This window comes from Streptomyces sp. NPDC101178, from assembly GCF_044767965.1.
In the GTDB taxonomy this organism is placed as follows: Bacteria; Actinomycetota; Actinomycetes; order Streptomycetales; family Streptomycetaceae; genus Streptomyces.
Genome location: NZ_JBIWOZ010000001.1, coordinates 14,833 through 37,954, shown reverse-complemented (window position 1 = coordinate 37,954; position 23,122 = coordinate 14,833). Strand labels below are relative to the sequence as shown.

General features: G+C 72.2%; 22 protein-coding genes. 9 read left to right on the top strand and 13 right to left on the bottom strand.

The window, feature by feature from the left end:
- Positions 1 to 126: 126 nt before the first annotated feature.
- Together ACIRR8_RS00175 and ACIRR8_RS00170 are read left to right on the top strand one after the other, a co-directional pair.
- Positions 127 to 2,277 carry an ATP-binding protein gene (locus ACIRR8_RS00175; RefSeq protein WP_404058655.1) on the top strand — a complete coding sequence of 717 codons (2,151 nt, stop codon included), beginning with the start codon at positions 127 to 129 and terminating at the stop codon, positions 2,275 to 2,277.
- Positions 2,278 to 2,434: 157 nt separating this feature from the next.
- Positions 2,435 to 3,139, top strand: coding sequence for a DUF2470 domain-containing protein (locus ACIRR8_RS00170; protein WP_404057286.1), 705 nt, complete (start codon positions 2,435 to 2,437; stop codon positions 3,137 to 3,139).
- A 14-nt stretch (positions 3,140 to 3,153) separates the two neighbouring features.
- Here ACIRR8_RS00170 and ACIRR8_RS00165 read toward each other — a convergent pair whose 3' ends face one another.
- The 3 genes from ACIRR8_RS00165 to ACIRR8_RS00155 all read right to left on the bottom strand — a co-directional run bounded on the left by ACIRR8_RS00165 (position 3,154) and on the right by ACIRR8_RS00155 (position 5,936).
- Positions 3,154 to 3,855, bottom strand: a complete 702-nt coding sequence (locus tag ACIRR8_RS00165; RefSeq protein WP_404058653.1) for a TetR/AcrR family transcriptional regulator — start codon at positions 3,853 to 3,855, stop codon at positions 3,154 to 3,156.
- A 62-nt stretch (positions 3,856 to 3,917) separates the two neighbouring features.
- Positions 3,918 to 5,027, bottom strand: a complete 1,110-nt coding sequence (locus ACIRR8_RS00160; protein ID WP_404057284.1) for a PDR/VanB family oxidoreductase — start codon at positions 5,025 to 5,027, stop codon at positions 3,918 to 3,920.
- 3 nt (positions 5,028 to 5,030) lie between these two features.
- Complete coding sequence (locus ACIRR8_RS00155; RefSeq protein ID WP_404057282.1) at positions 5,031 to 5,936, bottom strand: metal-dependent hydrolase; 906 nt, start codon at positions 5,934 to 5,936, stop codon at positions 5,031 to 5,033.
- Between the two features lie 94 nt (positions 5,937 to 6,030).
- Here ACIRR8_RS00155 and ACIRR8_RS00150 point away from each other — a divergent pair, with 94 nt between their 5' ends.
- Both ACIRR8_RS00150 and ACIRR8_RS00145 read left to right on the top strand, forming a co-directional pair.
- Entirely contained in the window at positions 6,031 to 6,801 is a 771-nt protein-coding gene (locus ACIRR8_RS00150; protein WP_404057280.1) for a class I SAM-dependent methyltransferase, read from the top strand.
- Positions 6,802 to 6,828: 27 nt separating this feature from the next.
- Entirely contained in the window at positions 6,829 to 7,326 is a 498-nt protein-coding gene (locus ACIRR8_RS00145) for a hypothetical protein (RefSeq protein WP_404057278.1), read from the top strand.
- Between the two features lie 88 nt (positions 7,327 to 7,414).
- Here the strand turns inward: ACIRR8_RS00145 and ACIRR8_RS00140 are convergent, their stop codons facing one another.
- The 7 genes from ACIRR8_RS00140 to ACIRR8_RS00110 form a co-directional block, all read right to left on the bottom strand.
- Positions 7,415 to 9,031, bottom strand: a complete 1,617-nt coding sequence (locus tag ACIRR8_RS00140; RefSeq protein ID WP_404057276.1) for a DUF1996 domain-containing protein — start codon at positions 9,029 to 9,031, stop codon at positions 7,415 to 7,417.
- A 190-nt stretch (positions 9,032 to 9,221) separates the two neighbouring features.
- On the bottom strand, positions 9,222 to 9,869 hold the full coding sequence (locus ACIRR8_RS00135) for a LuxR C-terminal-related transcriptional regulator (RefSeq protein ID WP_404057274.1): 648 nt from the start codon (positions 9,867 to 9,869) through the stop codon (positions 9,222 to 9,224).
- Positions 9,854 to 11,125, bottom strand: coding sequence for a sensor histidine kinase (locus tag ACIRR8_RS00130; protein ID WP_404058651.1), 1,272 nt, complete (start codon positions 11,123 to 11,125; stop codon positions 9,854 to 9,856). The genes ACIRR8_RS00135 and ACIRR8_RS00130 overlap by 16 nt, the downstream gene beginning before the upstream one ends.
- Positions 11,126 to 11,413: 288 nt before the next feature.
- The gene (locus ACIRR8_RS00125) at positions 11,414 to 12,079 is read right to left on the bottom strand and encodes a winged helix-turn-helix domain-containing protein (RefSeq protein WP_404057272.1); all 666 of its coding nucleotides are present in this window, start codon (positions 12,077 to 12,079) and stop codon (positions 11,414 to 11,416) included.
- Between the two features lie 400 nt (positions 12,080 to 12,479).
- Positions 12,480 to 13,514 carry a glutamine synthetase gene (glnII, locus tag ACIRR8_RS00120; RefSeq protein ID WP_404057270.1) on the bottom strand — a complete coding sequence of 345 codons (1,035 nt, stop codon included), beginning with the start codon at positions 13,512 to 13,514 and terminating at the stop codon, positions 12,480 to 12,482.
- Positions 13,515 to 13,647: 133 nt separating this feature from the next.
- On the bottom strand, positions 13,648 to 14,784 hold the full coding sequence (locus ACIRR8_RS00115; protein WP_404057268.1) for an ARPP-2 domain-containing protein: 1,137 nt from the start codon (positions 14,782 to 14,784) through the stop codon (positions 13,648 to 13,650).
- On the bottom strand, positions 14,781 to 16,247 hold the full coding sequence (locus ACIRR8_RS00110) for a hypothetical protein (RefSeq protein WP_404057266.1): 1,467 nt from the start codon (positions 16,245 to 16,247) through the stop codon (positions 14,781 to 14,783). The genes ACIRR8_RS00115 and ACIRR8_RS00110 overlap by 4 nt, the downstream gene beginning before the upstream one ends.
- A 229-nt stretch (positions 16,248 to 16,476) precedes the next feature.
- Between ACIRR8_RS00110 and ACIRR8_RS00105 the strand changes: the two genes are divergently transcribed.
- Positions 16,477 to 17,397, top strand: a complete 921-nt coding sequence (locus ACIRR8_RS00105; protein ID WP_404057264.1) for a Gfo/Idh/MocA family protein — start codon at positions 16,477 to 16,479, stop codon at positions 17,395 to 17,397.
- 9 nt (positions 17,398 to 17,406) lie between these two features.
- Here the strand turns inward: ACIRR8_RS00105 and ACIRR8_RS00100 are convergent, their stop codons facing one another.
- Complete coding sequence (locus ACIRR8_RS00100; protein WP_404057262.1) at positions 17,407 to 18,816, bottom strand: PLP-dependent aminotransferase family protein; 1,410 nt, start codon at positions 18,814 to 18,816, stop codon at positions 17,407 to 17,409.
- Positions 18,817 to 18,863: 47 nt separating this feature from the next.
- Here ACIRR8_RS00100 and ACIRR8_RS00095 point away from each other — a divergent pair, with 47 nt between their 5' ends.
- Positions 18,864 to 19,361 carry a carboxymuconolactone decarboxylase family protein gene (locus ACIRR8_RS00095; protein WP_404057260.1) on the top strand — a complete coding sequence of 166 codons (498 nt, stop codon included), beginning with the start codon at positions 18,864 to 18,866 and terminating at the stop codon, positions 19,359 to 19,361.
- 16 nt (positions 19,362 to 19,377) lie between these two features.
- On the opposite strand, the gene ACIRR8_RS00090 is transcribed toward ACIRR8_RS00095, so the two are convergent.
- Positions 19,378 to 19,740 carry an arsenate reductase family protein gene (locus ACIRR8_RS00090; protein WP_404057258.1) on the bottom strand — a complete coding sequence of 121 codons (363 nt, stop codon included), beginning with the start codon at positions 19,738 to 19,740 and terminating at the stop codon, positions 19,378 to 19,380.
- 119 nt (positions 19,741 to 19,859) lie between these two features.
- On the opposite strand from ACIRR8_RS00090, the gene ACIRR8_RS00085 reads away from it, so the two are divergent.
- The 3 genes from ACIRR8_RS00085 to ACIRR8_RS00075 all read left to right on the top strand — a co-directional run bounded on the left by ACIRR8_RS00085 (position 19,860) and on the right by ACIRR8_RS00075 (position 21,271).
- A complete protein-coding gene (locus ACIRR8_RS00085) occupies positions 19,860 to 20,165 on the top strand; it encodes a hypothetical protein (protein ID WP_018511887.1) in 306 nt (101 codons plus the stop codon).
- A 221-nt stretch (positions 20,166 to 20,386) separates the two neighbouring features.
- Positions 20,387 to 20,656: an HGxxPAAW family protein gene (locus tag ACIRR8_RS00080; protein WP_404058650.1), complete on the top strand. Its 270-nt coding sequence runs from the start codon at positions 20,387 to 20,389 to the stop codon at positions 20,654 to 20,656.
- A 48-nt stretch (positions 20,657 to 20,704) separates the two neighbouring features.
- A complete protein-coding gene (locus ACIRR8_RS00075; protein ID WP_404057255.1) occupies positions 20,705 to 21,271 on the top strand; it encodes a GNAT family N-acetyltransferase in 567 nt (188 codons plus the stop codon).
- A gap of 352 nt (positions 21,272 to 21,623) precedes the next feature.
- On the opposite strand, the gene glnA is transcribed toward ACIRR8_RS00075, so the two are convergent.
- A complete protein-coding gene (glnA, locus tag ACIRR8_RS00070; RefSeq protein ID WP_030080762.1) occupies positions 21,624 to 23,033 on the bottom strand; it encodes a type I glutamate--ammonia ligase in 1,410 nt (469 codons plus the stop codon).
- Between the last annotated feature and the right edge of the window lie 89 nt (positions 23,034 to 23,122).

Here is a 23,122-nt window from a genome sequence, read left to right as displayed (position 1 = left end):
ACCACCGGGCCGGTCCCGCCTCCCCCGCGCCGGGGAGGCGGGACCGGCCCGGTCCGCGTGGCGGGAAGCCCCGGCCGGGGCGGCCGGCTCACCGGCGCCCTCTGCCCCAGCGTGCCGGACGGTGTGATGATGACCCAGGTGGGATTCCTTCCCGAGGAGACGAGCAGCTTCGTCGGGAGGCGGGCCGAACTGGCCCGGCTGGAGACCGCGTTGGCCACGCACCGGATGACCACCCTGATCGGGCCCGGCGGCGTCGGCAAGACCCGGCTCGCGCTCCGGGCCGCGCGCGCCGCCGCCGACCGCTACCCGGACGGCGCCTGGTGGGCCGACCTCTCCCCGCTCTACGACGACGCGCTGCTGCTCCCCACCGTCTCCGACGCGGTCGGGCTGGCCGACCACACCTTGCGGATGCCGGTGGAGGCGCTCTGCGAGTGGCTCGGCGACAAACGCCTCCTCCTCGTCCTGGACTCCGCCGAACACCTCCGCTCCCCTTGCTCCCACCTCCTCGCCGAGCTGCTCACCACCTCGCCCGGCCTGACCGTCCTGGTCACCAGCAGGCAGCCGCTCGGCACCCGGGGCGAGCACGTGGTGCGGATCCCGCCGCTGCCGGTCGAGGGCGCTCCGGACGCGCTCCAGCTCTTCGAGGACCGGCTGCGGGCGTCCGATCCGCACGCGGGGCTGGACGCGCCGGGCGACCGGGCCGCCGCCGCCGACATCTGCCGCCGCCTGGAAGGCATCCCGCTCGCCATCGAACTGGCCGCCGCCGGTATCGGCCGCCACACCGTGGCCCAGCTCGCCACCCGCATCGGGACCCGCTTCGACGCGCCGGTCGACGCCGAGGACCTCACCGCATCCCGGCTCGACCTCCTCGCCGACGACTCCCTCTGGCCCCGCCGCCACCGCACCCTGCGCACCACGATCGGCTGGAGCCACGAGCTCTGCACCCCGCTGGAGCGGCTGTTGTGGGCCCGGCTGACCGTGCTGCGTACCGACTTCGACGAGGAGACCGCGCGCGAGGTCTGCACCGGCGGGCCGCTCGCCCCGGACGAGGTGGACCGGGCGCTGCAAGGGCTCGTCGCGCAGTCCGTCGTCCAGTGGGACGGCACCCGTTACCGGATGCTCGACACGCTGCGCGAGTACGGCCGCATGTGGCTCGCCGAACTCGGTGAGGAGCCGGCCGCCGCCGACCGGCACGCGGCCCGCTTCCTCGACTTCGCCCGCCGCGCCCACGAGGGCTGGACCGGGCCCGACCAGATCTCCTGGTACCACAAGGTCTCCGACACCCACCTGGACCTCTGCGCCGCCCTGGACCACCTGCTCGCCCACGATGTGGCGGGCGCACAGGAGATGGCGGGCCGGGTCGGCTTCTTCTGGGCCTGCTGCGGCCACTTGTCGGAGGCGCGCGGCTACGCCCAACGGGCCCTGGAGTCAGGCCCGGTGGAGGGCCCGCACCGGACCCGGCTGCAGTGGGTGTTGGGCGTCGCGGCGCTGCTGCAGGGCGATTTCGCGACCGCCGAGAAGTACGGGGCGCTCTGCACGGCCATCGCGCTGCACGACCGGGACGACGAGGGGATGCTCGGTGCCACGTATCTCTCGGGCCTCACCCAGCTGATGACGGGGGAGCCGGCGGCGGCGCTGGAGGCGGCGGAACGGGTGCTGCGGATGACGGAGACGGCGCCACCGGACGGAGGGCCCGCGGAGCAGCGGGCCGCCGCGGCCTCCGGGTCCGGTGGGGGCATGCCTCCCGTGGAGTCCGCCCACCGGCTGCGCTGCCGTCTCATCACCGTCTTCGCGCTCACCGCGCTGGGCCGGCTCACCGAGTCCGGGCGGGCCGCCGCCGCGCTGCGCCGGTCCTGCGAGCGGGGCGGCGAGTACTGGACCCGCTCCTACGCCGACTACCAGCTCGCCCTGATCGCCCTGCTCCAGGGCCGCCCGGCGGACTCCGCCGCGCACGCCCGGGCGATGCTCGCGGGCAAGCACCGGCTCCGCGACAGCTTCGGCATCGCGCTGGGCCTGGACGTCCTGGCCGCCGCCATCGCGGCGCAGGGGGCGGGGGCGCAGGCGGCCAGGGTGTACGGCACCGGGCACGCGTACTGGCGGATGGTCGGCCACCCGCAGCGCGGTACGCCGGAGCTGGGCCCGGTCCGCGAGACCTGCGAGCTCCAGGCCCGGGCGGCGGTGGGGGACGAGGCCTACCAGCGCGCTTTCGAGCGCGGTCAGGCGGACAACGCGGAGGTCGGTCTCGCGGCGGCGCTGCGGAGCGATCTCCGGCTCTGACCCGGCCGCGCAGCGTTCTCCAGCTCCGAGGGGCCCCGGGGGAGTGATGCGGGAGGACGGATTCTGACGGCGGACTACCCCGACCCGCGCATCGTGAGTTAGGTTAGGCATACCTAAGTGACCGCTTGGGTTTTCTGACCGCCTCTGGAGAGTTCGGATGCGTCCTTTCAGCCCCCGTGCCACGCAGCCGACCCGCGCCGAGCGCGTCCGGTCGATCCTCGTCGTCGCCCACTCGATGACGGTGGTGAGCGACGGGGTGCAGACCGAGGTCCGCCGCCTTGACGGCACGGGCGCGATGGGCCACATCCACCTGCACGCCCCGTCCGAGGACGGCCACGCACCGGCCGGTCAGCGCGTCCCGGCACGCCTGGAGTTCACGGACATCGCTCCCACTCCGGTACGGGAGCGGCTGCGCGCCCGGGTCACCGTGACCGGGCTGCTGGCGGCGCCGTACAGCACGGACACCGAGGCCTCCACCTGCATGGAGTTCGGCCAGGCGGTCCTGGAGGACGCCGAGGGCCGGACGTTCGTCACGCTGGAGGAGCTGGAGCGGACGGAGACGGACCCGGTCGCCGCCTGCGAGGCGGGCATGCTGACGCACCTGGTCGACGACCACAGCGAGCTGGTGCCGCTGCTGCTGCGCCTGGTCCGCCCGCAGCCGGACCGGGGGATGGTGCGGGCCGTGCCGCTGGCGATGGACCGGTACGGAGTGACCCTGCGCCTGGAGTACCCGCGCAGCCACCGCGACGTACGGCTGCCGTTCCCGAAGCCGGTGACCGACATCGACCAGGCGGGCCCGCAGATCCACGCCCTGCTGGCCGCCGCCCGCCGAGTCTCGCACCGCAACGGCCTGCCGGCCTAGGCTCTTTGAGGGCCTCAGGTCCCTTCGTGCGGAAGCCGCTGTGCCGGGACGGCCGGAGCGAGCGCCGAGAGCCGCGCCAGCAGGTCGCCGAACGGGCCCTCGGCCGGTTCCCGGGAGAGCACCCGCAGCACGATGCCCGCCATCTCCCGGTCGTACGCGGCGCTGACGGCGGCCAGCGCCGCGAAGTCGTGCACGAGCTGGATCTCCAGCTCCTCGCGCGGAATGCGGCGCCCGTCCAGCCAGATCAGCGCGGTCGACTCGGCCAGCGAGACCCAGGAACGGACCACCAGCTCCAGCCGGGCGGGCGGATCCTCCACGCCCAGGTGCGTGATGATCTGTTCGTACGCGGCCTGCCGCACACCGTCGATCATGGCGTTGGCCGTGGACGAACCGACCGCCGGGCCGCCGCGCATCAGCGCCGAGAAGCCCGGCCCGTGCTCGTCGACGAAGTCGAAGAACCGCCCCATCACCCGCAGCAGCCGTGCGCCCAGCGGCCCTTCGAGCGGCTCCAGGAAGCGGGCGGCCAGCTCGTCGGCGGCCCGCCGCAGCGCCGCCTCGTACAGGCTCTGCTTGCCCGGGAAGTAGTGGTAGACCAGCGGCCGTGAGATGCCGGCGGCAGCGGCGATCTCGTCGATCGACACCTCCTCGGGGGAGCGTCGGCTGAACAAGTCCAGCGCTACGCCGATCAGTTGCTGCCTGCGCTCGTCGACGCCCATCCTGCGCCGTACCCCGGTCGTCGTCATCCGGACAGCCTAACCGGGGTGCGGCCGGGTGGCTCCTACAGGTCCAGCACCAGCCGCCCGCTCCGGCAGCGCGAGACGCAGATCAGCATGGAATCGGCGCGCTCGTCGTCGGTCAGCAGTTCGTCGCGGTGGTCGATCTCGCCTTCCAGGACGCGCTGTTGGCAGGTTCCGCAGAAGCCCTGCTCGCAGGAGTACGCGACATGGGGCAGCTCCTCGCGGACGGCGGCCAGCACCGACTGCCCGGCCGCGACCCGCACGGTACGGCCGGTGCGGTGCAGCTCCACCTCGAAGGCACCGGAGTCCGCCGGGCCCGTCGCGTCCGTCCCGTCCATCCCTCCCGCCGCCGTCGTCGTCGCGGAGAACCGCTCCAGGTGCAGGGTGCAGCCTTCGGGGAGCGCGGCGGTCACGGCGGCCATCAGCGGCTCGGGCCCGCAGCAGTAGACGGCCGTGCCGGGCGCGATGTCCGCCAGCGCGGCGGCGGCGTCCGGATGTCCCGCCTCGTCCTGCGCGACCACGGTCACCCGGTCACCGTCGGCGCCGAGCTTCTCGACCTCGTCCAGGAACGGCATCGACCCGCGCGACCGGCCCCCGTACACCAGCCGCCAGTCGGCCCCTCGCGCGGCCAGCGCCCGCAGCATCGGCAGGACCGGCGTGATCCCGATCCCGCCCGCCACGAAGACGTACGCCTCCGCCTCCACCAGCGGGAACCGGTTGCGCGGCCCGCGCACCTCGATCTCCGCGCCTTCCCGGAGCTGCTCGTGCACCTCCCGCGACCCGCCCCGCCCCTCCGCCACCAGCCGGGTCGCGACCGTGTACGTACCCGGGTCGTCCGGATCACCGCAGAGCGAGTACTGCCGCACGAGCCCGGAGGGCAGGACGAGGTCCAGATGGGCGCCCGGCTGCCAGCTCGGCAACCCGGTTCCCTCCAGCCGGAGCTGTACGACCCCGTCGGCGACGGAGGACCGCTCGGTGACGGTCAGCCGCCGGATGGCCGTGGCCCGTCGCCGCGAGTGCCCGGAGACCGGCTCGGGCAGCGCGGGCATCGGCCACAGTGGCGACCGGGCGATCCGGCGGCGCAGTGCCCGCCGGGTGAGCAGGGCGGTACCGGCGACGAGGACGGCGGTACCGAGACGCGGCAGGGCCATGGTTCAGGACGTTCCCGTCGTACGGGCCTCGGCGGCGAGCGCCGCGGGCGAGTGGGCGAGGTAGTCGACGGCCTGGGCGGTGCTGCCCTCCTGGGAGGGGTGGTAGGAGCGGCTGAGGTAGCTGGGTATGGACCGCAGGATCGCGCCCGTGCTGGGCAGCGTCCCCTCCTTCCCGCTGGCGTGGAACGCCTTGAACGACGCCTTGCCATCCAGCAGGCTCGGGTCGTTCTCCATGAAGAACCGGACGCCGCGCTGCCAGAGGAAGACCAGCGCCGAGAAGGCCGCCGCCCACGTCCGCACCCGCCTGCGGTAGCCGCCGTCGACATGCATGAACACCTCGAATGCCACCGACCGGTGCTCCACCTCCTCCGCGCCGTGCCAGCGCAGCAGGTCCAGCATGGTCGGATCGGCGCCCTTGCGGTCCAGCGCCTCGGCGTTGAGGATCCAGTCGCCGAGGAAGGCGGTGTAGTGCTCGATGGCCGCGATCATCGCCACCCGTTCCATCAGCCACCACTGCGAGGGCCGCCCCGGTGGCAGCGTCCGGTCCCCGAGCAGCTTCTCGAAGAACCAGTCGACCTGCGCGGTGTACGGCGTCGGGTCGAGCCCCAACTCCCGCATGTGCGGCAGCACGTCGTCGTGCGCCTGCGAGTGCACCGCCTCCTGGCCGATGAACCCGATGACATCCTCGCGGAGTTGCTCGTCATGGATGTACGGGAGGATCTGCCGGTACACATGGATGAACCAGCGCTCTCCGGCCGGGAGGAGCAGGTGGAGCACATTGATGGTGTGCGTGGTGAACGGGTCGCCCGGCACCCAGTGCAGGGGGGTCTTCTCCCAGGCGAAGGAGACCTTGCGGGCCTTGAGCGCCGTCCGCTCCGACGCGACCGCCGCTGGCTGCGTGTTAGACATGGTGTCAATGTACTGACGGGTACCCGGTGGGACCAGGGGTCTGCACGGATTTCCCGCCGCCCTGTACGGGAAGGGGCAGGCCCATGATGGAGGGATGACGACGACGAACTCGGCCCGGGCCCGCTCCTTCGACGCGATCGCCGCCTCCTACGCCGCCAACCGGCCCTCCTACCCGCCCGCCCTGCTCGACGCGGTCGAGGAGCTGTCCGGCCGCCCGCTGGCCGGAGCCCGGGTCGCGGACGTCGGTGCCGGCACCGGGATCGCCACCGCTCTGCTGGACGGCCGGGGCGCGAGGGTTACGGCGGTGGAGCCCGGTGACGGGATGGCGGGGCAGCTCCGCCGGGGCCTGCCGCAGGTGCCGGTGGTCCGGGGTGACGGCAACCGGCTGCCGCTGCGGACCGGGTCGCTGGACCTGATCACGTACGCCCAGTCCTGGCACTGGACCGACCCCGCCCTCTCGGTCCCCGAGGCGCGCCGGGTGCTGCGACCGGGCGGGGCGCTCGCGCTGTGGTGGAACGACTCCGACCCGCGGGTGGAGTGGATCGGCGAGCAGCGGCGGCGGGTGCTGGACGCCTTCGGCGCGGGTCAGGAGGACCAGCACGTGGCGGCGTACGACCCCGACGCCCGGCTCCGCGCCGAGCTCCCCGCCGGGGTCGACTTCCGTACGCGGCAGGTGGAGTGGAGCCGTGAGGTGACGCTCGACGTCCACCTCGCCAACCTCGCCAGCCATTCCGTCTTCCTGGTCGCGGAACGGGCTTCGGCTGAGGCTGTGCTGGAGCGGGAACGCGCCCTGCTGGCCGACGCCTTTCCTGGCGGCACGGTCCGGGAGGCCTATGTGACGAGCCTGGCCGTCACCCGTACCTGAGACCGGATTTGGGTGCAGGATGGGCCGATGGCGACAGAACCGGATTGGCGAGTCGGAGCCGGCTCCCGGGCCGCGGGCACCCTCCTGGCAGCGCTGCTGCTCCTGACCGGGTGCAGCGCGGACGGCAAACAGAACGCGGCCGACGGCGCCGGGAGTGGCCGTCCCTCGGCACCGCCGACCGCGACGGGAACCCTGGAGCAGCTGGCCGAGAAGGCCGGCTGCGAACCCAATGTGCAGACCGACGCCCAGGAGCTCCGTCAGGCCAACTGCAAGACCGCGAGCGGGCGTTACGTACTGACCACCTTCGCCACCGACCGCGGCCAGCGCGAGTGGATCAACGAGGCCAAGGACTACGGCGGTTCCTATCTCGTCGGCCGGCGCTGGGTCGCCGTCGGCGAGGCGGAGGTGGTCGCGGCGCTGCGCGGCCGGCTCGGGGGGACGGTGGAGACCGCCTCGCCGCACCACTCGGGGGAGAGCGGGGATGGGGGGAGCGAGGAAGGGCACTCCGGTCACCACGGGAGCTGACCGCGCAGGTCGGGGGGACGGGCGTCACGGGGGCCGGTGCCGGTGCCGAATCACCGGCACCGGCCCCCTCGGTGTCACAGGTGTCGTATCAGCGGCACCTGCGCCCGTCGTTGATGCACCGCACCATCTTCTTCATCAGCCTCTGGTCGAAGACGTTGATGAAGTCGCCGTGGTCGGTGATCGGCTTGTGCAGCTGCTCGGGGAAGGAGTCGACGGCGAAGCCGGGCCCCGGCGGCACGTCGTACACGATTCGCTGGACCAGCTGTGGAACCGCCCGGAACCCGTTCGGGCACCGCCCGTTCGGCTGCGCGAACGCCACATGGGTGCGGTGGTTGGCGCTGTCGGTGTTCTGCCCGTCCCAGCAGTTCTGGAAGGCGAACGTACGGACCACCTGGCTGCCCTCCGGGCAGATCGGGTACTTGTCCTTCAGCTGGCGGTTCTCGAAGCCGGTGCAGCTCCAGGAGGCGTTGGCGTTGGCGTCGCCGTTGGTGAACGCCTTCGCGTCGCCGGTGATGATCCGCAGGAAGCGCGGCATCGCGGTGACCCTGCCGACGGGGGAGCCGACGAACTTCAGGGTCACCTGGGACGGCGTCTGGATCTGGCCGACGTTCTGGTCGCGCCCGCCGCCGTCGGCGTTCACGTCGGCCTCGTCCTGCCCGTTCTGCAGGCGCAACACGGGCCAGTAGTAGGTCGACCGGTCGCCCTGGTTGCGGCAGGTGGTGGCGCCGCTCGCCAGGTCGTCGTCGCTGGCGAAGGCGTCGTTGGCCTGGTTGCCGATGTAATCGTGCATATGGTGCGCGCCGTTGCTCACGCCGGGCGCGACGATGACGTTGTCCGGGTTGAACTTCCCGTTCTCGTTACGGCCGCAGTCGGTGGTGAAGGTGCCCCGGGAGGCACCGCGGCGCTGGCGGGGGCGCTGGACATTGGGCTGGACGGACTGGATGTCGACAAAATCGGACGGTTCGGGCCCGTTGCCCGCCTGCCCGGGCCCTTGGCCGGGATCCTGCCCGTCACCCGGGTCCTGCCCGTTGCCTTGGTTGTCACTCTGGCCTTGGTCGTCCCCTTGGCCCTGCCTGTCACCCTGGCCTTGATTCTGGCCCTGGTCCTGCCCTTGGCCGTCGTCCTGGCCGCCATCGCCGCTGCCGCCGTCACCGCCGTTGCCGCCGTCACCGGTACTGCCGTTCTCGCCGCCCGGGTTGCCGGCCGCGCTGTCATCGGCGCGCAGGCTGCACCCGGCGAGGCCCTCGATCCCCGCGGGCCGCTCCGCGACGCGTCCGATGGCCGTGGCGATGCGGTCGAGGCTCGCCGTCCGCCTGCTCCGCAACGGGCCGAGCACGGCGTTCTCGGCGAGTCCGGGATCCTGGGATATCTGCTCTTTGCGGTCGGCGAACTCCCGGTAGGCATCGGTGATCTGGGTATCCATCGCCGCGAGTTCGCGGTCGACCTCGCCGCGTGCCTGGTCGGGCACCTCACGCAGTTCGTTACCGGCATCGGGACAGTCGATGGTGGACATCTGGCGGCCCGTGTTCTGAGCCCGGGTGGTGGGCGGCGATCCGGACGGCCCTTCCCCTGCGGAGGCGTAGACATTGACCGCCACCAGTCCGCCCCCGCCCAGGATCAGGGCGGCGGAGGCAGCTATGGCCCGGTTGGCCAGGCTGGAGCGTTTCTTGCGGGACGTACGGGGTGTACGTGCTGTGCGTCGCATGGGACTCCTCTGCTTCGAGGGAGAAGCGTGACGTCCCATACGCGCGGCCCCGGCGCCCTGTTCAGCCTCCTGGCCGATTCGTGCGAAGCTCCAGCGGGAAAGCGGCCCGAATGCCCAACTGCCGTGCAAAGAAGGCCAATACGGCACCAACCGGTGATCCGTCGGTCATGAGCCGGTGGTCAGCCGGTGCTCAGCCGTGGTCCAGATAGGCCAGCACCGCCAGCACACGCCGGTTGTCGTCGTCCGAAGGAGGCAGGCCGAGCTTTCCGAAGATGTTCGAGGTGTGCTTGGCCACCGCCCGCTCCGTGATCACCAGCTGGGCGGCGATCGCCGTGTTGGACCGCCCCTGCGCCACCAGCTCCATCACCTCCCGCTCGCGCGGTGTCAGGCCGCCCATCGGCTCGTCCTGCGAGCGGCGGGACAGGAGCTGGGAGATCACCTGCGGGTCCATCGCCGTGCCGCCCGCCGCCACCCTCCGTACCGCGTCGATGAACTGGTCCGCGTCGAAGACCCGGTCCTTCAGCAGATAGCCGATGCCCCCGTTGCCGTCGGCCAGCAGCTCCCGCGCGTACAGCTGCTCCACGTGCTGGGAGAGCACCAGCACCGGCAACCCCGGCCGCGCCCGCCGGGCCGCCAGGGCGCACTGCAGCCCCTCGTCCGTGTGGGACGGCGGGAGCCGGACGTCGACGACCGCGACGTCCGGCTCCAGCTCGGCCAGCGCCTTGCTCAGTTCGGGCCCGGTCTCCACGGCTGCGGCGATCTCGAACCCGTACGCCTCCAGCATGCGCACCAGTCCGTCGCGCAGCAGGAAGAGGTCTTCGGCTAGGACAACACGCAAGGCAGCTCCATGGTGACCATGGTGGGGCCGCCCGCGGGACTGCTGACGGCCAGGACGCCGTCGAATGTACCGAGTCGGCGTTCGATTCCGCTCAGCCCGGAGCCCGAACCGATCCGCGCACCGCCTCCGCCGTTGTCCGTCACGGATATCCGCAGCATCCCCTCGCCGTGGTGCAGGTCCACCCAGATCCGGTCGCCGCCGGAGTGCTTCACCGCGTTGGTCAGGACCTCGCTTACCGCGAAGTACGCCGCCGACTCCACCGACGCCTCCGCCCGCCCCGGCAGCTCCACCGTCACCTCCGTGGCCCCCGGCAGCCGCAGGGCCAGCGCCTTGACCGCGTCGCCGAGGCCACGCTCGGCGAGGACCGGCGGGTGGATGCCCCGGACCAGGTCGCGCAGCTCGGTCAGTGCCTCCGCCGACGACTCCCGGGCCATCGCCAGTAGCTTCTTCGCCTGCGCCGGGTCCTTCTCGACGAGCGCCTCGATCGCGCCCAGGTTCATCCCCATCGCCACCAGCCGCGCCTGCGCCCCGTCGTGCAGGTCCCGCTCGATGCGCCGCAGCTCGGAGGCGGCGGTGTCCACCGCCTCGTGCCGGGTCTCGGTGAGCCGGTCCACCCGCTGCGCCAGCGTCTGCTCGGGCGTCGGCGCCAGCAGCACGCGGGCCAGCAGGAAGTGCGCCCGCAGCACCGGTTCGGCGGCCAGCAGGCCGAGGAGGAAGAGCACCGCGCCGAGCCCCAGGGCGGCCAGCCCCGTGTGCTGGCTGTCCACCGGCACGAACCCGTACCAGTACGGGCTGCCGTCCTGGAACACCCGCCACAGCCCCGCCGCCAGCACCACCGACTCGATCGGGTAGACCATCAGCGCCGCGGCCAGCACCGCCAGCACGGCCCCGGCCGTCATGTCGACCAGCAGCCACTGGAGGTCCCGCCAGGTCGCCGGGTCCTTCAGCAGCAGCGTCGTCCGCTCCACCTGCCCGGTGACGCCTCGGCGAAGGTCCGGCGGGAACGGGCGGTACGGCGCCGGTATCCGTACGCCGGACCAGTCGGCCGCCCACAGCCGCCGCTGGTTCGCGTGCCGGCGCACCCCCTCCAGCACCAGCGGGGTCGTGAACACCCCGATGCCCAGCGGGATGAAGGCGATCGAGAGCACCGCGAGGACGAACAGCGTGATGGAGACCGCCAGCCCGTATACCGACAGGACGAGCCCCCGTCCCGCCGCCAGCATCGGCGGCCGTATCCGTGTCGCGACTGCGTTCATCGTCATCCCTCTCCCCTGACAGGACCCGAGCCGGCCCCCGTTGTCCCGCAAGTCTCGCCCCCGACCGCCCCGCGGCGGCAGCCGGTGCGCCACCCACCCGGGGGTGTGGCCAGCACCACCCCGGACCTGGTGCCGACCCCTGGTGAACGGGGGCGGAGGCCACCCCGTAACCGAGCAGGTGTGACACACGGGGACGGCCCCGGACCGCGGTACGAGACCGTGGTCCGGGGCCGCCGGAGAGGCAATGACCGGATGGTCAATGAGCCGACCGAGCCTGCAACTGACCCGTCAGGGCGTGTACTTGTACCCCACCCGGCGGACCGTCTGGATCGAACGCCGGTGCTCCGCACCCAGCTTGCGGCGCAGCCGGGCGACATGGACGTCGACGGTACGCCCGTCGCCCACGTGCCCGTACCCCCACACCGTCGTCACCAACTGGTCGCGCGTGTGCACCCGGTGCGGGTGTGCCACCAGGTGGGCCAGCAGCTCGAACTCCAGGTACGTGAGGTCGAGCGTGACCCCGTCGACGGAGGCCGTACGCCGCGTCGAGTCGATCCGCACCGGCCCGGGCGCCGCCGCCTCCTCGGCCGGTTCCGGGGCCGGCTGCTGGAGGAAGGGCGCGCGGCCCTGCCGGTCGAGCTGGCGGCCGTGCTGCGAGGCGGCGACCACACCGGCGAGCGCCGGCTGCTGGTCGGCCGGGACGAGTACCAGGTAGCCGATCATCGGCGGCTGGCCCGGCAGAGAGGGAAGCGTGTGCTGAGGGGCCGGCAGCCAGGTCGCGCCCGGCGGCAGGAAGTCGGCGACGTCCGAGAGCCGTGCGACCTCGTCACGGTCGACGGCGCGCAGACGGTGCCGGTTGGGGGAGAGGGAGCGGGCGGTGGGGTTGGCCGCAGCGGGCGCCGGCGAGGCTGCGGTGGCAGCGGAAGCGGCGGAGAAAGTACGAGTGTTCGCCATGGAGGGTCAGCTCTTTCGCGCGAGGAGTCGTCGAGGACGGACTTACGTCGTGCGCGCGGACCGAAGGCCGGGGTGAGCGGCTTTAGAGGGCCTGCGCGTTCCACGCGCGGCAACACACCCGGTCGAAATCATGGTGCTGACGGGAAGGCCAGAACGGCTCAAGGTCGCTGTGACCCGACGCGATGTGCTGGAAGCTGGCCATGGCCCCATTGAAGCAGACATTGCGGCAATGCATCAGACTCCTCTCACCCGTCGATACGGCCTCTGGGCGTTACCTTCCTCACGCTGCGCTTTTTCTTGCTCACTTTCTCTTCCTCCGATCTCGAACGAGCGGGGAAACACACGGGAAAGGGCCCGCCGGTGTGAACCGGCGGGCCCTGCTGAATCCGTGGCGTCGGGATCAGACCTGGTCGGCCTTCTCCAGCGCGGTGCAGCAGGTGTCCACGATGAGCCGCGTGACGACGTACGGGTCGACGTTGGCGTTCGGCCGGCGGTCCTCGATGTACCCCTTCTGGTCCTGCTCGACCTGCCAGGGGATACGGACCGAGGCGCCGCGGTTGGAGACGCCGTAGCTGTACTCGTTCCACGGGGCGGTCTCGTGCAGACCGGTGAGCCGGTCGTCGATGCCCGCGCCGTAGTTCTTCACGTGGTCCAGCGGCTTGGAACCCTCACCGAGCGACTCGCACGCGGTGATGATCGCCTCGTATCCCTCGCGCATCGCCCGGGTGGAGAAGTTGGTGTGCGCGCCCGCGCCGTTCCAGTCGCCCTTGACCGGCTTCGGGTCCAGCGTCGCGGAGACGTCGAAGTCCTCGGCGGTGCGGTAGAGCAGCCAACGGGCCACCCACAGCTGGTCGGAGACGTCCAGCGGGGAGAGCGGGCCCACCTGGAACTCCCACTGGCCCGGCATGACCTCGGCGTTGATGCCGGAGATCCCGAGCCCGGCGGCCAGGCAGTTGTCGAGGTGCTTCTCCACGATCTCGCGGCCGAAGATCTCGTCCGCGCCGACCCCGCAGTAGTAGCCGCCCTGCGCGGCCGGGAAACCGCCCTCGGGGAAGCCGAGCGGCCGGTGCCCGTCGAAGAAGGTGTACTCCTGCTCGATGCCGAAGACCGGGGCCTGGCCCGCGAACTGCTCGGCGACCGGACGCAGCGCGGCACGGGTGTTGGACTCGTGCGGCGTCATGTCGATGTTGAAGACCTCGCAGAGGACGAGGATGTCGTCGCCGCCGCGGATCGGGTCCGGGCAGCTGAAGACGGGCTTCAGCACGCGGTCGGAGGCGTGGCCCTCGGCCTGGTTGGTGCTGGAACCGTCGAATCCCCAGATCGGCAGGTCCGTGACGTCGCCCGACGGCGTGCCGTCCATGATCTTCGTCTTGGAGCGAAGCTTGGCGGTCGGCTCGGTGCCGTCTATCCAGATGTACTCAGCCTTGAACGTCACGGACGCCATCCTTTGCGGGTGCAGCGGTCTATGCCGCGCAGCTTGGCAAGGTGCGATTTCCCGTCCGTTGCCCGAGTGTGAACCCCGTGTTACCGAGGCTTCCTGCGATAAAAGACCGCCTTGTAGGGACTCGTCACACGTTGCCCTTGAGGAGTTCCGAGAACCCGGCCGCGCGGATCCGCCGTACCAACTCCTCCCGGCTCGAACCCAGCACCCCGGCCGCCCGGGACAGCTCCCACTCCGCGCCCGCGAGGACGTGCAGCAGATAGCCGCGCCGGATCTGCGCGTCGGAGAGCCGGAACGTCTTCAGGTAGGCGACCTGCCCCTTGTGGTCGGTGATCGTCTCCCCGATGTGCTGACCGCCGCCGTCCCGGACGAACGGCGGCAGGAACCGCCACAGCGTGAACGAGCCCATCCGGTACACCCGGTCGAACCCGTACGACGAGTCCAGCAGCTCCCGCGCGAACAGCCCGTCGTGCGCCTCCTCCCACGCCCGCTCCTGCCCCCGCGCCGCCGCCCGCAGATCGGCGAGCGTACGGATGTGCTCCCCGCTCCCGAGCCGCGCCCCGAACTCCGCCACCGGCGCCCCGTAGAGCGCGTACTGGTGCACCAGCTCCCCGTACAGGTCCTCCACCAGCGAGGCGTGCAGCAGCCGGTAGTCGTCCGGGTGCGGCACCACGAAGGCGGCGGCGAGCGCGTCGGAGACGTACACCATGACCCCGCACTGGCCCGGGTGGATCTCGAAGATCCGCAGCGCCTCCCCGAGCCCGCGCACCGACCACCCGAGGTACGCGTCCTCCGCGCGTGGCGACAGTCCGTCGCGCAGCGCCCGGCGCGACCACTCCTCCCAGGCGGTCGTCGGGCCGCCGAAGTGCAGCGCGAGATACCCCTCCAGGGCCAGCTGGAGCGGCAGGAACCGCAGCCGGTCGCCGGGGCGGCGCTCGGCCCTGCGGCGGAGGGGCGGCCGGGGCAGGCGAAGGGTGCGGGGCGCGTCCGGCCCGCCACCGAACTGGGTCCCGTACGCGGCCGACTGCCCGCCCTGTCCTTCGGCGCCCGGACCGGACCAGTCGGCCACCAGGCCGTGCGGGATGTACGAGACGTGGTGCGTAAGGGGCCCGAGCTCGACGACCCCCGCCCCGAACCCCTCGTACGCCTCCCGGTGCAGCCGGAGCCCCTCCACCGGCGCCTCACGCACCAGCGGTACGAGCCGGACGCCGCCCCAGACCTGCGAGGGCCGGGCGGTGAGCCCGGTCAACTCCAACCGGGTCACGCCACCGGCTCCTTCCCACCCAGGAACAGCGCCACCCGCCGGTCCAGATACGCGTCCAGCTCCGCCGCCCCGGTCCGGCCCTCCGCGAACCGGGCGATCTCCACCAGCGCGGGCAGATCCTCCGCGTCCCGGATCCCGGCCGTCGGCACCCCCGCCGCGAGCCGCCGCACGTCGAAACCGTCCGCGTCGTATACGGGGTTCACGTGCACCACCGCCGTCCGCCGCCCGGGATCCAGACGCTGCCGCCACACCCGCAGCACCTCACCCGCCAGGCCCACCGGCGCGTTGTCCCAGCCGTCCGACACGATCACCAGACGGTCCGGCTCCGCGCCACCAGGACCGGGCTCCAGCGCGTCCAGAACCCGCATCCCCAGCGGGGTCGGCCCCCACGGACGGACGAGCAGGGCGTCGTCCCGGCCCGAGGTCCACAGCCCGCGGTACGCACCCGGCGCCGCGAGCGCCTCCAACAGGTGGTGGCAGGCCAGAGCCACGGCGAGCGGCCGCCGCCGCTTCTGCCCCGACCCGGACGAGGAGAAGCTGTCGTCGAGCACCGCGTGCACCCGGCCCCAGCTCCCGGCGTGCTTCCCCGCGGCCCGGCGCGCGGCCGTGCGCAGCGCACCGGTCAGCTCGGTGCGGCGGGCGGCGCGCTGCTCGAAGGGGAGCGCGAGGACGTACAGCGCCAGCCGGGTCAGCGGCATCACGCTCAGGTCCACGTCCGGCCGCTGAGCCACGGCGTGCGTACGCAGCCGCTCCAGCCGGGTCATCCGGGGCGCGGCCCGCTTCAGGAACGCCTCGCGCTCCATCCCGTGCCGGGCCGCGAACCCCTCCGCGACGGTGAACGGCAGCTCGGCCACGGCCCCCTGCTCGTAGTGGGCGCGCCGCCACGCGTCCAGCAGCGGGTGCGCGTACCGCGGCAGCTTCCCCGGCCGGAACAGGAACGCCCCGATCTCGGCGAGCGGCTCCGTGCCCTGCGGGCAGCGCAGATGGACATGGCGGGCGGCCGTCTTCACACCGCTCCGGTACTTCACCGCGTCGTGCCCCAGATCCGGCCGGGCCGCCAGCCAGTCGCGCATGATCGCCCGGGTCCGCCGGTTGTTGATCCCGGCCCGGCGCACCTCGCAGAAGAGGCGGTAGACGCGCTGCGGAGGCAGCCGCGCCAGCCGGGCGGCGATCAGCCGGCCCTCGGTGCGCCGCTCCTCCGCGCTCGCCTCGCCCGCCGTCTCCAGCAGGCCGAGGACGATGCGGGCGGCGTTGTGGTCGTTGATGTCGAGGGCGAGGGAGGCGGCGTACACACGGCGGTAGTTGACCCGTACGTAGGCGTGCAGGAAGTCCAGCGACAGTTGCTGGTCGAGGGCGCCGGAACGGAACTCGCGCTGTCCGGTCGCGGTGATCGCCGCGTTGGCGAAGAGCAGGACGTCTTCGGCGGCGACGAGGTCGGCGAGCGTCTCGGGCGGCGTGCTCATGGACTTCCCCCGGTGCGGACTGTGTTCACGCACTTCCCCGGTGCGGACTGCGGACGCCGGCCGGGGAATGGAGGCGCGAACAACGAAATCATCGCTTCACAGGCACGTCCCGGTAGTCGCAGCCGAAGTCCCGCGGCCGGCCCCGGAAACGTAACCTTGCCTGCCTGTTCTCCGCCACCGCATTCGGGTGGCACCGCACCGCCGCGGCACACCGGGCACACTGGCCCCCATGACGACACCCGCCACCTCCACGTCCACCCCCTTGCGCATCGGCCTCCTCGGCACCGGCCCCTGGGCACGCAACACCCAGGCCCCCGCGCTCGCCGCCCACCCCGGCGTCGAGCTGAGCGGTGTGTGGGGCCGCCGGGCCGAGGCGGCCGAGGCGCTCGCCGCCGCCCACGGGAGCCGGGCGTACACCGGTGAGGCGGGGATCGACGCGCTGCTGGGGGCGAGCGACGCGGTGGCCTTCGCGCTGCCGCCGGATGTCCAGGCGCCGCTCGCGGTCCGGGCGGCGGAGGCGGGCCGCCACATCCTGATGGACAAGCCGGTCGCCACGACGGTCGAAGGAGCGCGCGCGGTCGCGGAGGCGGCGGAGAAGGCAGGGGTCGCCTCGGTGGTCTTCTGCACGCTCCGCTTCGCGCCGGAGACCTCCGCGTGGATCGCCGAACAGGCGGCGGTGGGCGGCTGGTTCACCGCCCGCGCCCAGTGGCTCGGCTCGCTCTACGCGGAGGGCTCGGCCAACGAGTACGCCGACTCGCCGTGGCGGCGCGAGAAGGGCGGCCTCTGGGACGTCGGCCCGCACGCGCTCTCGGCGCTGATCCCGGTGCTCGGCGAGGTCGAGCAGCTGACCGCCGCCCGTGGCCCCGCCGACACCACCCACCTGATCCTGCGCCACACCTCCGGCGCCTCCAGCACGGTGACCCTGGGCCTGAGCGCCCCGCCGGCCGCGGCGGGCATGGACATCGAGGTGCGGGGCGAGCACGGGATCGCCGTGGTGCCGGGCTGGGACGGCGCGGAGGCGGCGTTCCGGGGAGCGGTGGACGCACTGGCCGAAGCGGTACGTACGGGGGTGCCGCACGCCTGCGACGCCCGCTTCGGCCTCCGGCTGACGGAGCTGTTGGCGGAGGCGGAGGCTCAGGCGGCCCGGTAGCCGGTTGTCCTACGCCGGCGGAAGGGCCCGGCACAGGGCCTCCAGCGCCTCCGGATAGGCGTGCTCGGCGGGCGTGGCGTACCCCACGACGAGCCCGTCCCGCTCACCGTCCGCCTCCTGCGCCCCCGGATGCCGGTAGTCGGCGAGCCCCTCCACCGCGAGCCCCTGCCAGGCCGCCGCCCGGACCACCGACCGCTCGGTACCGGGCGGCAGCTCCACCACCGCGTGCAGCCCCGCCGCGATCCCGGTGACGCGGACGTGCGGGGCCCTGGATGCCAGCGCCGCCACCAGCTGGTCCCGGCGCCGCCGGTGGCGCTGGCGCATCCGGCGTACATGACGGTCGTACGCGCCCGAGTCCACGAAGTCCGCCAGCGTCAGCTGATCCGTGGCGCCGGCGAACTGCTCGCGCTCGCCCTTCGCCGCGACGACGGGCGCCACCAGCCGCTCGGGCAGCACCATCCAGCCGATCCGCAGGGCGGGGGAGAGGCTCTTGCTCACCGACCCCAGCAGCACCACATGTTCGGGATCGAGTCCTTGAACGGCCCCCACGGGCTGCCGGTCGTAGCGGAACTCCCCGTCGTAGTCGTCCTCCACGACGAGCCCGCCGGCGGACCGCGCCCAGTCGGCCACGGCCGCCCGCCGCGCGGGATGCAGCGGCCCTCCGGTCGGGAACTGGTGGGCGGGCGTGAGGAGTACGGCCCGGTCCCGGCGGGTCAGTTCGGCGACCCGGGCCCCGTCGCCGTCCACGCCCACGGGCCGGGTGCCGACGCCGTGCGAGGCGAGCAGCTCGCGGTGGAACGGCAACCCGTACGCCTCCGCCGCCCACGGCCCGCCCATGACGTCCGCCAGCAGCCGCAGCCCGTGCGCGGCGCCGGAACAGATCACGATGCGCTCCGGCGTGGCCCGTACGCCGCGTACCCGGGCCAGATAGCCGGCCAGCGCCCGCCGCAGCTCGGGCCGCCCGCGCGGATCACCGGGCCCGAACGCGTCGTTGGGGGCGGTGGCGAGCGCCCGCCGCGCGGAGGCCAGCCAGGCGGTACGCGGGAAGGCGGCGGGGTCCGGCTGCCCCTGGACCAGGTCGTGGACGGGGCGGGAGGGGCGTTCCGGGGTGCGCGGGCGGTGGGCCGGGGTGACGGGCGCGGCCCGCTCGGCGACCCGGGTGCCGGAGCCCTGACGGGCGGCGAGCCAGCCTTCCGCGACGAGCTCCGCGTAGGCGTCGGCGACGGTGTTGCGGGCCAGGCCGAGGTCGGCGGCGAGGGAACGGTAGGGCGGCAGCCGCGTACCCGGGGCGAGCCGCCCACTGCGCACGGCCTCGCGGAGGGCGCTCATCAGGACGGCCCGGCGGTTGCCGGTACCGGAGAGTTCCAACGGCAGATCGCTGCCCAGGATCTCCGCGGAATTGACCCACGATTCAGCCATCAGAATGCACCCCACAACCGGTCGCCTGCGCCCATAGATTCGTACCCATGAAGTCGACAGAGATCAAGCCGCGGAACCGCACCGCCACCCCCGCCCCCACCGCTCGGCTCAATTTCGCGAAGGCGGCGCCGAAGGTGTTCCGGGCGGTGATCGGCCTGGACGCGGCGGCCCGCGAGGGCCTGGACCCCACGCTGGTCGAACTGGTCCAGATCCGCTCCTCGCACCTGAACCACTGCGCGTACTGCCTCCACATGCACACGAAGGACGCGCGCAGAGCGGGCGAGAGAGAGGAGCGGCTGCACATGGTGGCGGTCTGGCAGGAGGCGGAACACTTCTTCACGGAGCGGGAACAGGCGGCCCTGGCCCTGACGGACGCGGTCACGCGGATCGCGGACGCGGGCGTCCCGGACGAGGCCTACGCGAGGGCGGCGGCCCACTTCGCGGAGGAGGAGCTGGCCGGGCTGCTAGCCCTGATCCTCACGATCAACACCTGGAACCGCATAGCCCTCGCCACGGCGAAGCGAGCGGGCACGGACGAACGCTGACGTCCCCGGCCCCTTACTACCGGCGCCCCAGCGCATCCCGCACGGCTTCCTCACTCCGTGCCACAACAGCCGTGCCGTCCTCGGCGGTGATGATGGGCCGCTGGATCAGCTTGGGGTGCTCGGACAGGGCGGCGATCCACCGCTCCCGCGAACCGGCGTCCCGAGGCCACTCCTTGAGCCCGAGTTCCTTGGCCGCCGCCTCCTGCGTCCGCGTGATGTCCCAGGGCTCCAGGCCGAGCCGGTCCAGAACGTCCCGGATCTCCTCGATCGACGGCACATCCTCCAGGTAGCGCCGGACGGTGTAATCGGCCCCTTCGGCGTCGAGCAGACTGACCGCGCCACGGCACTTGGAACAGGCCGGATTGATCCAGATCTCCATGGGGCCAAGGTTACGCGAGGGACTGCGGAAAACGCCTCTGGCCAGGGACGATTGTCAGTGGGGGGCAGTAAAATGGAGGGAGTTCGTGAGGGTTCCACCACCCTGCCAGGAGGATGCCGATGGCCGTTGCCGCAGCCACGACCGAGCCGCTCGACCGACAGCTCCCGATGCCCTTCCACCCGCCGCTGCCGACCCCGCCGACGAAGAAGCGCCTGCCCGCGGGCCGCCCCCGCGAGTGGTACGTCTCGCACAACCGCCGCCTGAAGGCCATGCGCCTGGCGATCGCCCTGCTGGACAGCGGGGTCTACCAGCCCTCCAGCGCCGGAAACCATCGGATACGGACCACCGCCGAGCGCCTGGGCATGCACCCGCCGTCCGACACCACGTGCCGCATGGTCCGCGCCCTGATCCGCTACGGTCGCTGACACCGCCACCTGCCCGCCGACAGCCCTGTGCCCCCGGTCCGAAGACGGCCCGGGGGCACAGGCATGCCTGTGCCCCCGCCGCTACCGGCCGCGCTCCGAACCACCACGCACCTCGTCCAACGACGTGCGCATGATCTCGGTGGCACGGCCGAACCAGTCGGAGAGTACGGCGATCTCATCGGGGCCGTAATCGGCGAACAGGGAGGCGAACCGCTGGTAGCATCGCGATGGCGGCGGCCTCCGCGCCCATCGCCCTCGCAGGCATCGGCATCACCCTCGGCGCCGCCCTGCTCACCTGGCTCCTCCACCTGGCTGGCTGGGGCAAGCCGAGCGGCCCGCGCCCCGAGAGCGAATGGCCCTGGCGGACCAGGGATCGCGCGGCCCGCCGGGGCCACCCCGACTGCCTGGGCTGCCGGCTGGCAGGCCGACAGGCAAGGCCACGCGGAAAGGCATCGAACACGGTGCCGATTGCCTCTACTGTGACCGGATGACGACCGAGGCGATCATGCCGAACAGCGCCCCCGAACCGGGGGAGCGCGATGAGTGACCTGTGGACCGGCGAGCGGGTACGCCTGCGAGGCATCGAACCGGCGGACTGGGAGGGCTTCCGGGCCCTGGCCCTGCACACCGTGGACGCCCGCAACGCCGACGTGGTCGACCCCCCTCGCTCCGACGAGAGCTTCCGCACCTGGACCGCCGAACGCGCCGACCGCACCCCGGACCCGGCCGCGTACCAACTGGTCATCGAGACCCGCTTCGAGCACGCCTTCGTCGGCGCGGTGTCGGTCGGCGAGACGGACGCCCGCGCCGGTCGCTTCCGTACGGGCATCGAGGTCACCCGCGAACACCGCCGCCAGGGCTACGCGACCGAGGCCACCGAACTGGTCCTCACCTACATGTTCGCCGAACAGCGCAGCCACAAGTGCGAAGTGGAGGTCTACGCCTTCAACGACGCCTCCCTCGCCCTCTACCGCAAACTCGGCTTCGTGGAGGAAGGCCGCCTGCGCCAGCACGAGTTCTTCGCCGGCGCCTACCACGACGTGGTCCTGCTGGGCATCACGGCGGACGAGTACTGGGCGGGACGGGCGCGGCCTTCGCTGCGGTGAGGCGCTGAGGACGGGTCGCCTTCCGGTCGCCCTGGGCCTGGAAGCAGCCGAAATGCGCGTTGCGGCGAACACCGAACGTTCTCGCCCCTGACGATGCCCGCAGTGCACCGACCGATGGCGCGGGCTGAACGTCACCGAGCCCGCCGAACTCGACCTCTACCGGCGGCGTTCAGCGCCTTGAGCGACGCGGCGCTGTACGGCGGAGAGGCCCGGGAACTCCTTCAGAAGGCCCGGACCTTCTGGGGCGGGGCTCGGCGCGGCTGACAGCACGAGCGAGGGCCGCCACTCCCGGAAGGAGGTGGCGGCCCTCGGTGCTCAGTGCCTCAGGCGCCCAGCGAGCGCGACCGGCGGCTTAGATGTCGAAGTAGAGCTCAAACTCGTGCGGGTGCGGCCGCAGCTGGATCGGGGCGATCTCGTTCGTGCGCTTGTAGTCGATCCACGTCTCGATCAGGTCCGACGTGAAGACGCCGCCCGCCTGGAGGTACTCGTTGTCCGCCTCCAGGGCGTCGAGCACGGCCGGGAGGGACGTCGGGACCTGCTGGACGTTGGCGTGCTCCTCGGGAGCCAGCTCGTAGAGGTCCTTGTCGATCGGCTCGGCCGGCTCGATCTTGTTCTTGACGCCGTCCAGGCCCGCCATCAGCAGCGCGGAGAACGCGAGGTACGGGTTGGAGGACGGGTCCGGGGCGCGGAACTCGACGCGCTTGGCCTTCGGGTTCGAGCCGGTGATCGGGATGCGCATCGCGGCGGAACGGTTCCGCTGCGAGTACACCATGTTGACCGGGGCCTCGAAGCCGGGCACCAGGCGGTGGTACGAGTTCACCGTCGGGTTGGTGAAGGCCAGCAGCGACGGAGCATGCTTCAGGATGCCGCCGATGTAGTAGCGCGCCATGTCCGAGAGGCCCGCGTAGCCCTGCTCGTCGTAGAAGAGCGGAGAGCCGCCCTGCCACAGCGACTGGTGCACGTGCATGCCCGAGCCGTTGTCGCCGAAGATCGGCTTCGGCATGAAGGTCGCGGTCTTGCCATTGCGCCAGGCGACGTTCTTCACGATGTACTTGAAGAGCATCAGGTCGTCGGCCGCGGCCAGCAGCGTGTTGAACTTGTAGTTGATCTCGGCCTGGCCGGCGGTGCCGACCTCGTGGTGCTGGCGCTCGACCTGGAGGCCGTTCTTGTCCAGCTCCAGGGAGATCTCGGCACGCAGGTCGGCGAAGTGGTCCACCGGCGGGGCCGGGAAGTAGCCGCCCTTGTAGCGGACCTTGTAGCCGCGGTTGTTCTCGACCGCACCGGTGTTCCAGGCGCCGGCCTCGGAGTCGATGTGGTAGAAGCTCTCGTTCGCCGACGTCTGGAAGCGGACGTTGTCGAAGACGTAGAACTCGGCCTCCGGGCCGAAGTACGCGGTGTCCGCGATGCCGGTCGAGGCGAGGTAGGCCTCGGCCTTCTTGGCGATGTTGCGCGGGTCGCGGCTGTACTGCTCGCCCGTGATCGGATCGTGGATGAAGAAGTTGATGTTGACGGTCTTGTCACGGCGGAAGGGGTCAACCCGAGCCGTCGACAGGTCGGCGCGCAGCGCCATGTCGGACTCGTGGATCGCCTGGAAACCGCGGATCGACGAGCCGTCGAAGGCGAGTTCCTCGGCCGGGTCGAAGGTCGCTGCCGGGATCGTGAAGTGCTGCATCACCCCGGGCAGGTCGCAGAACCGGACATCGATGAACTTGACGTCGTTGTCCGCTACGTACTTCTGCACTTCGTCGGCGTTCTGGAACATCCAACTCCTCCTACTCCCGACCCGGGACGGGCGGGGTTGTAGCTCGTGGTGCGGCCAGTGCGGTGGCACACGCTGGTCCCGACCATAGG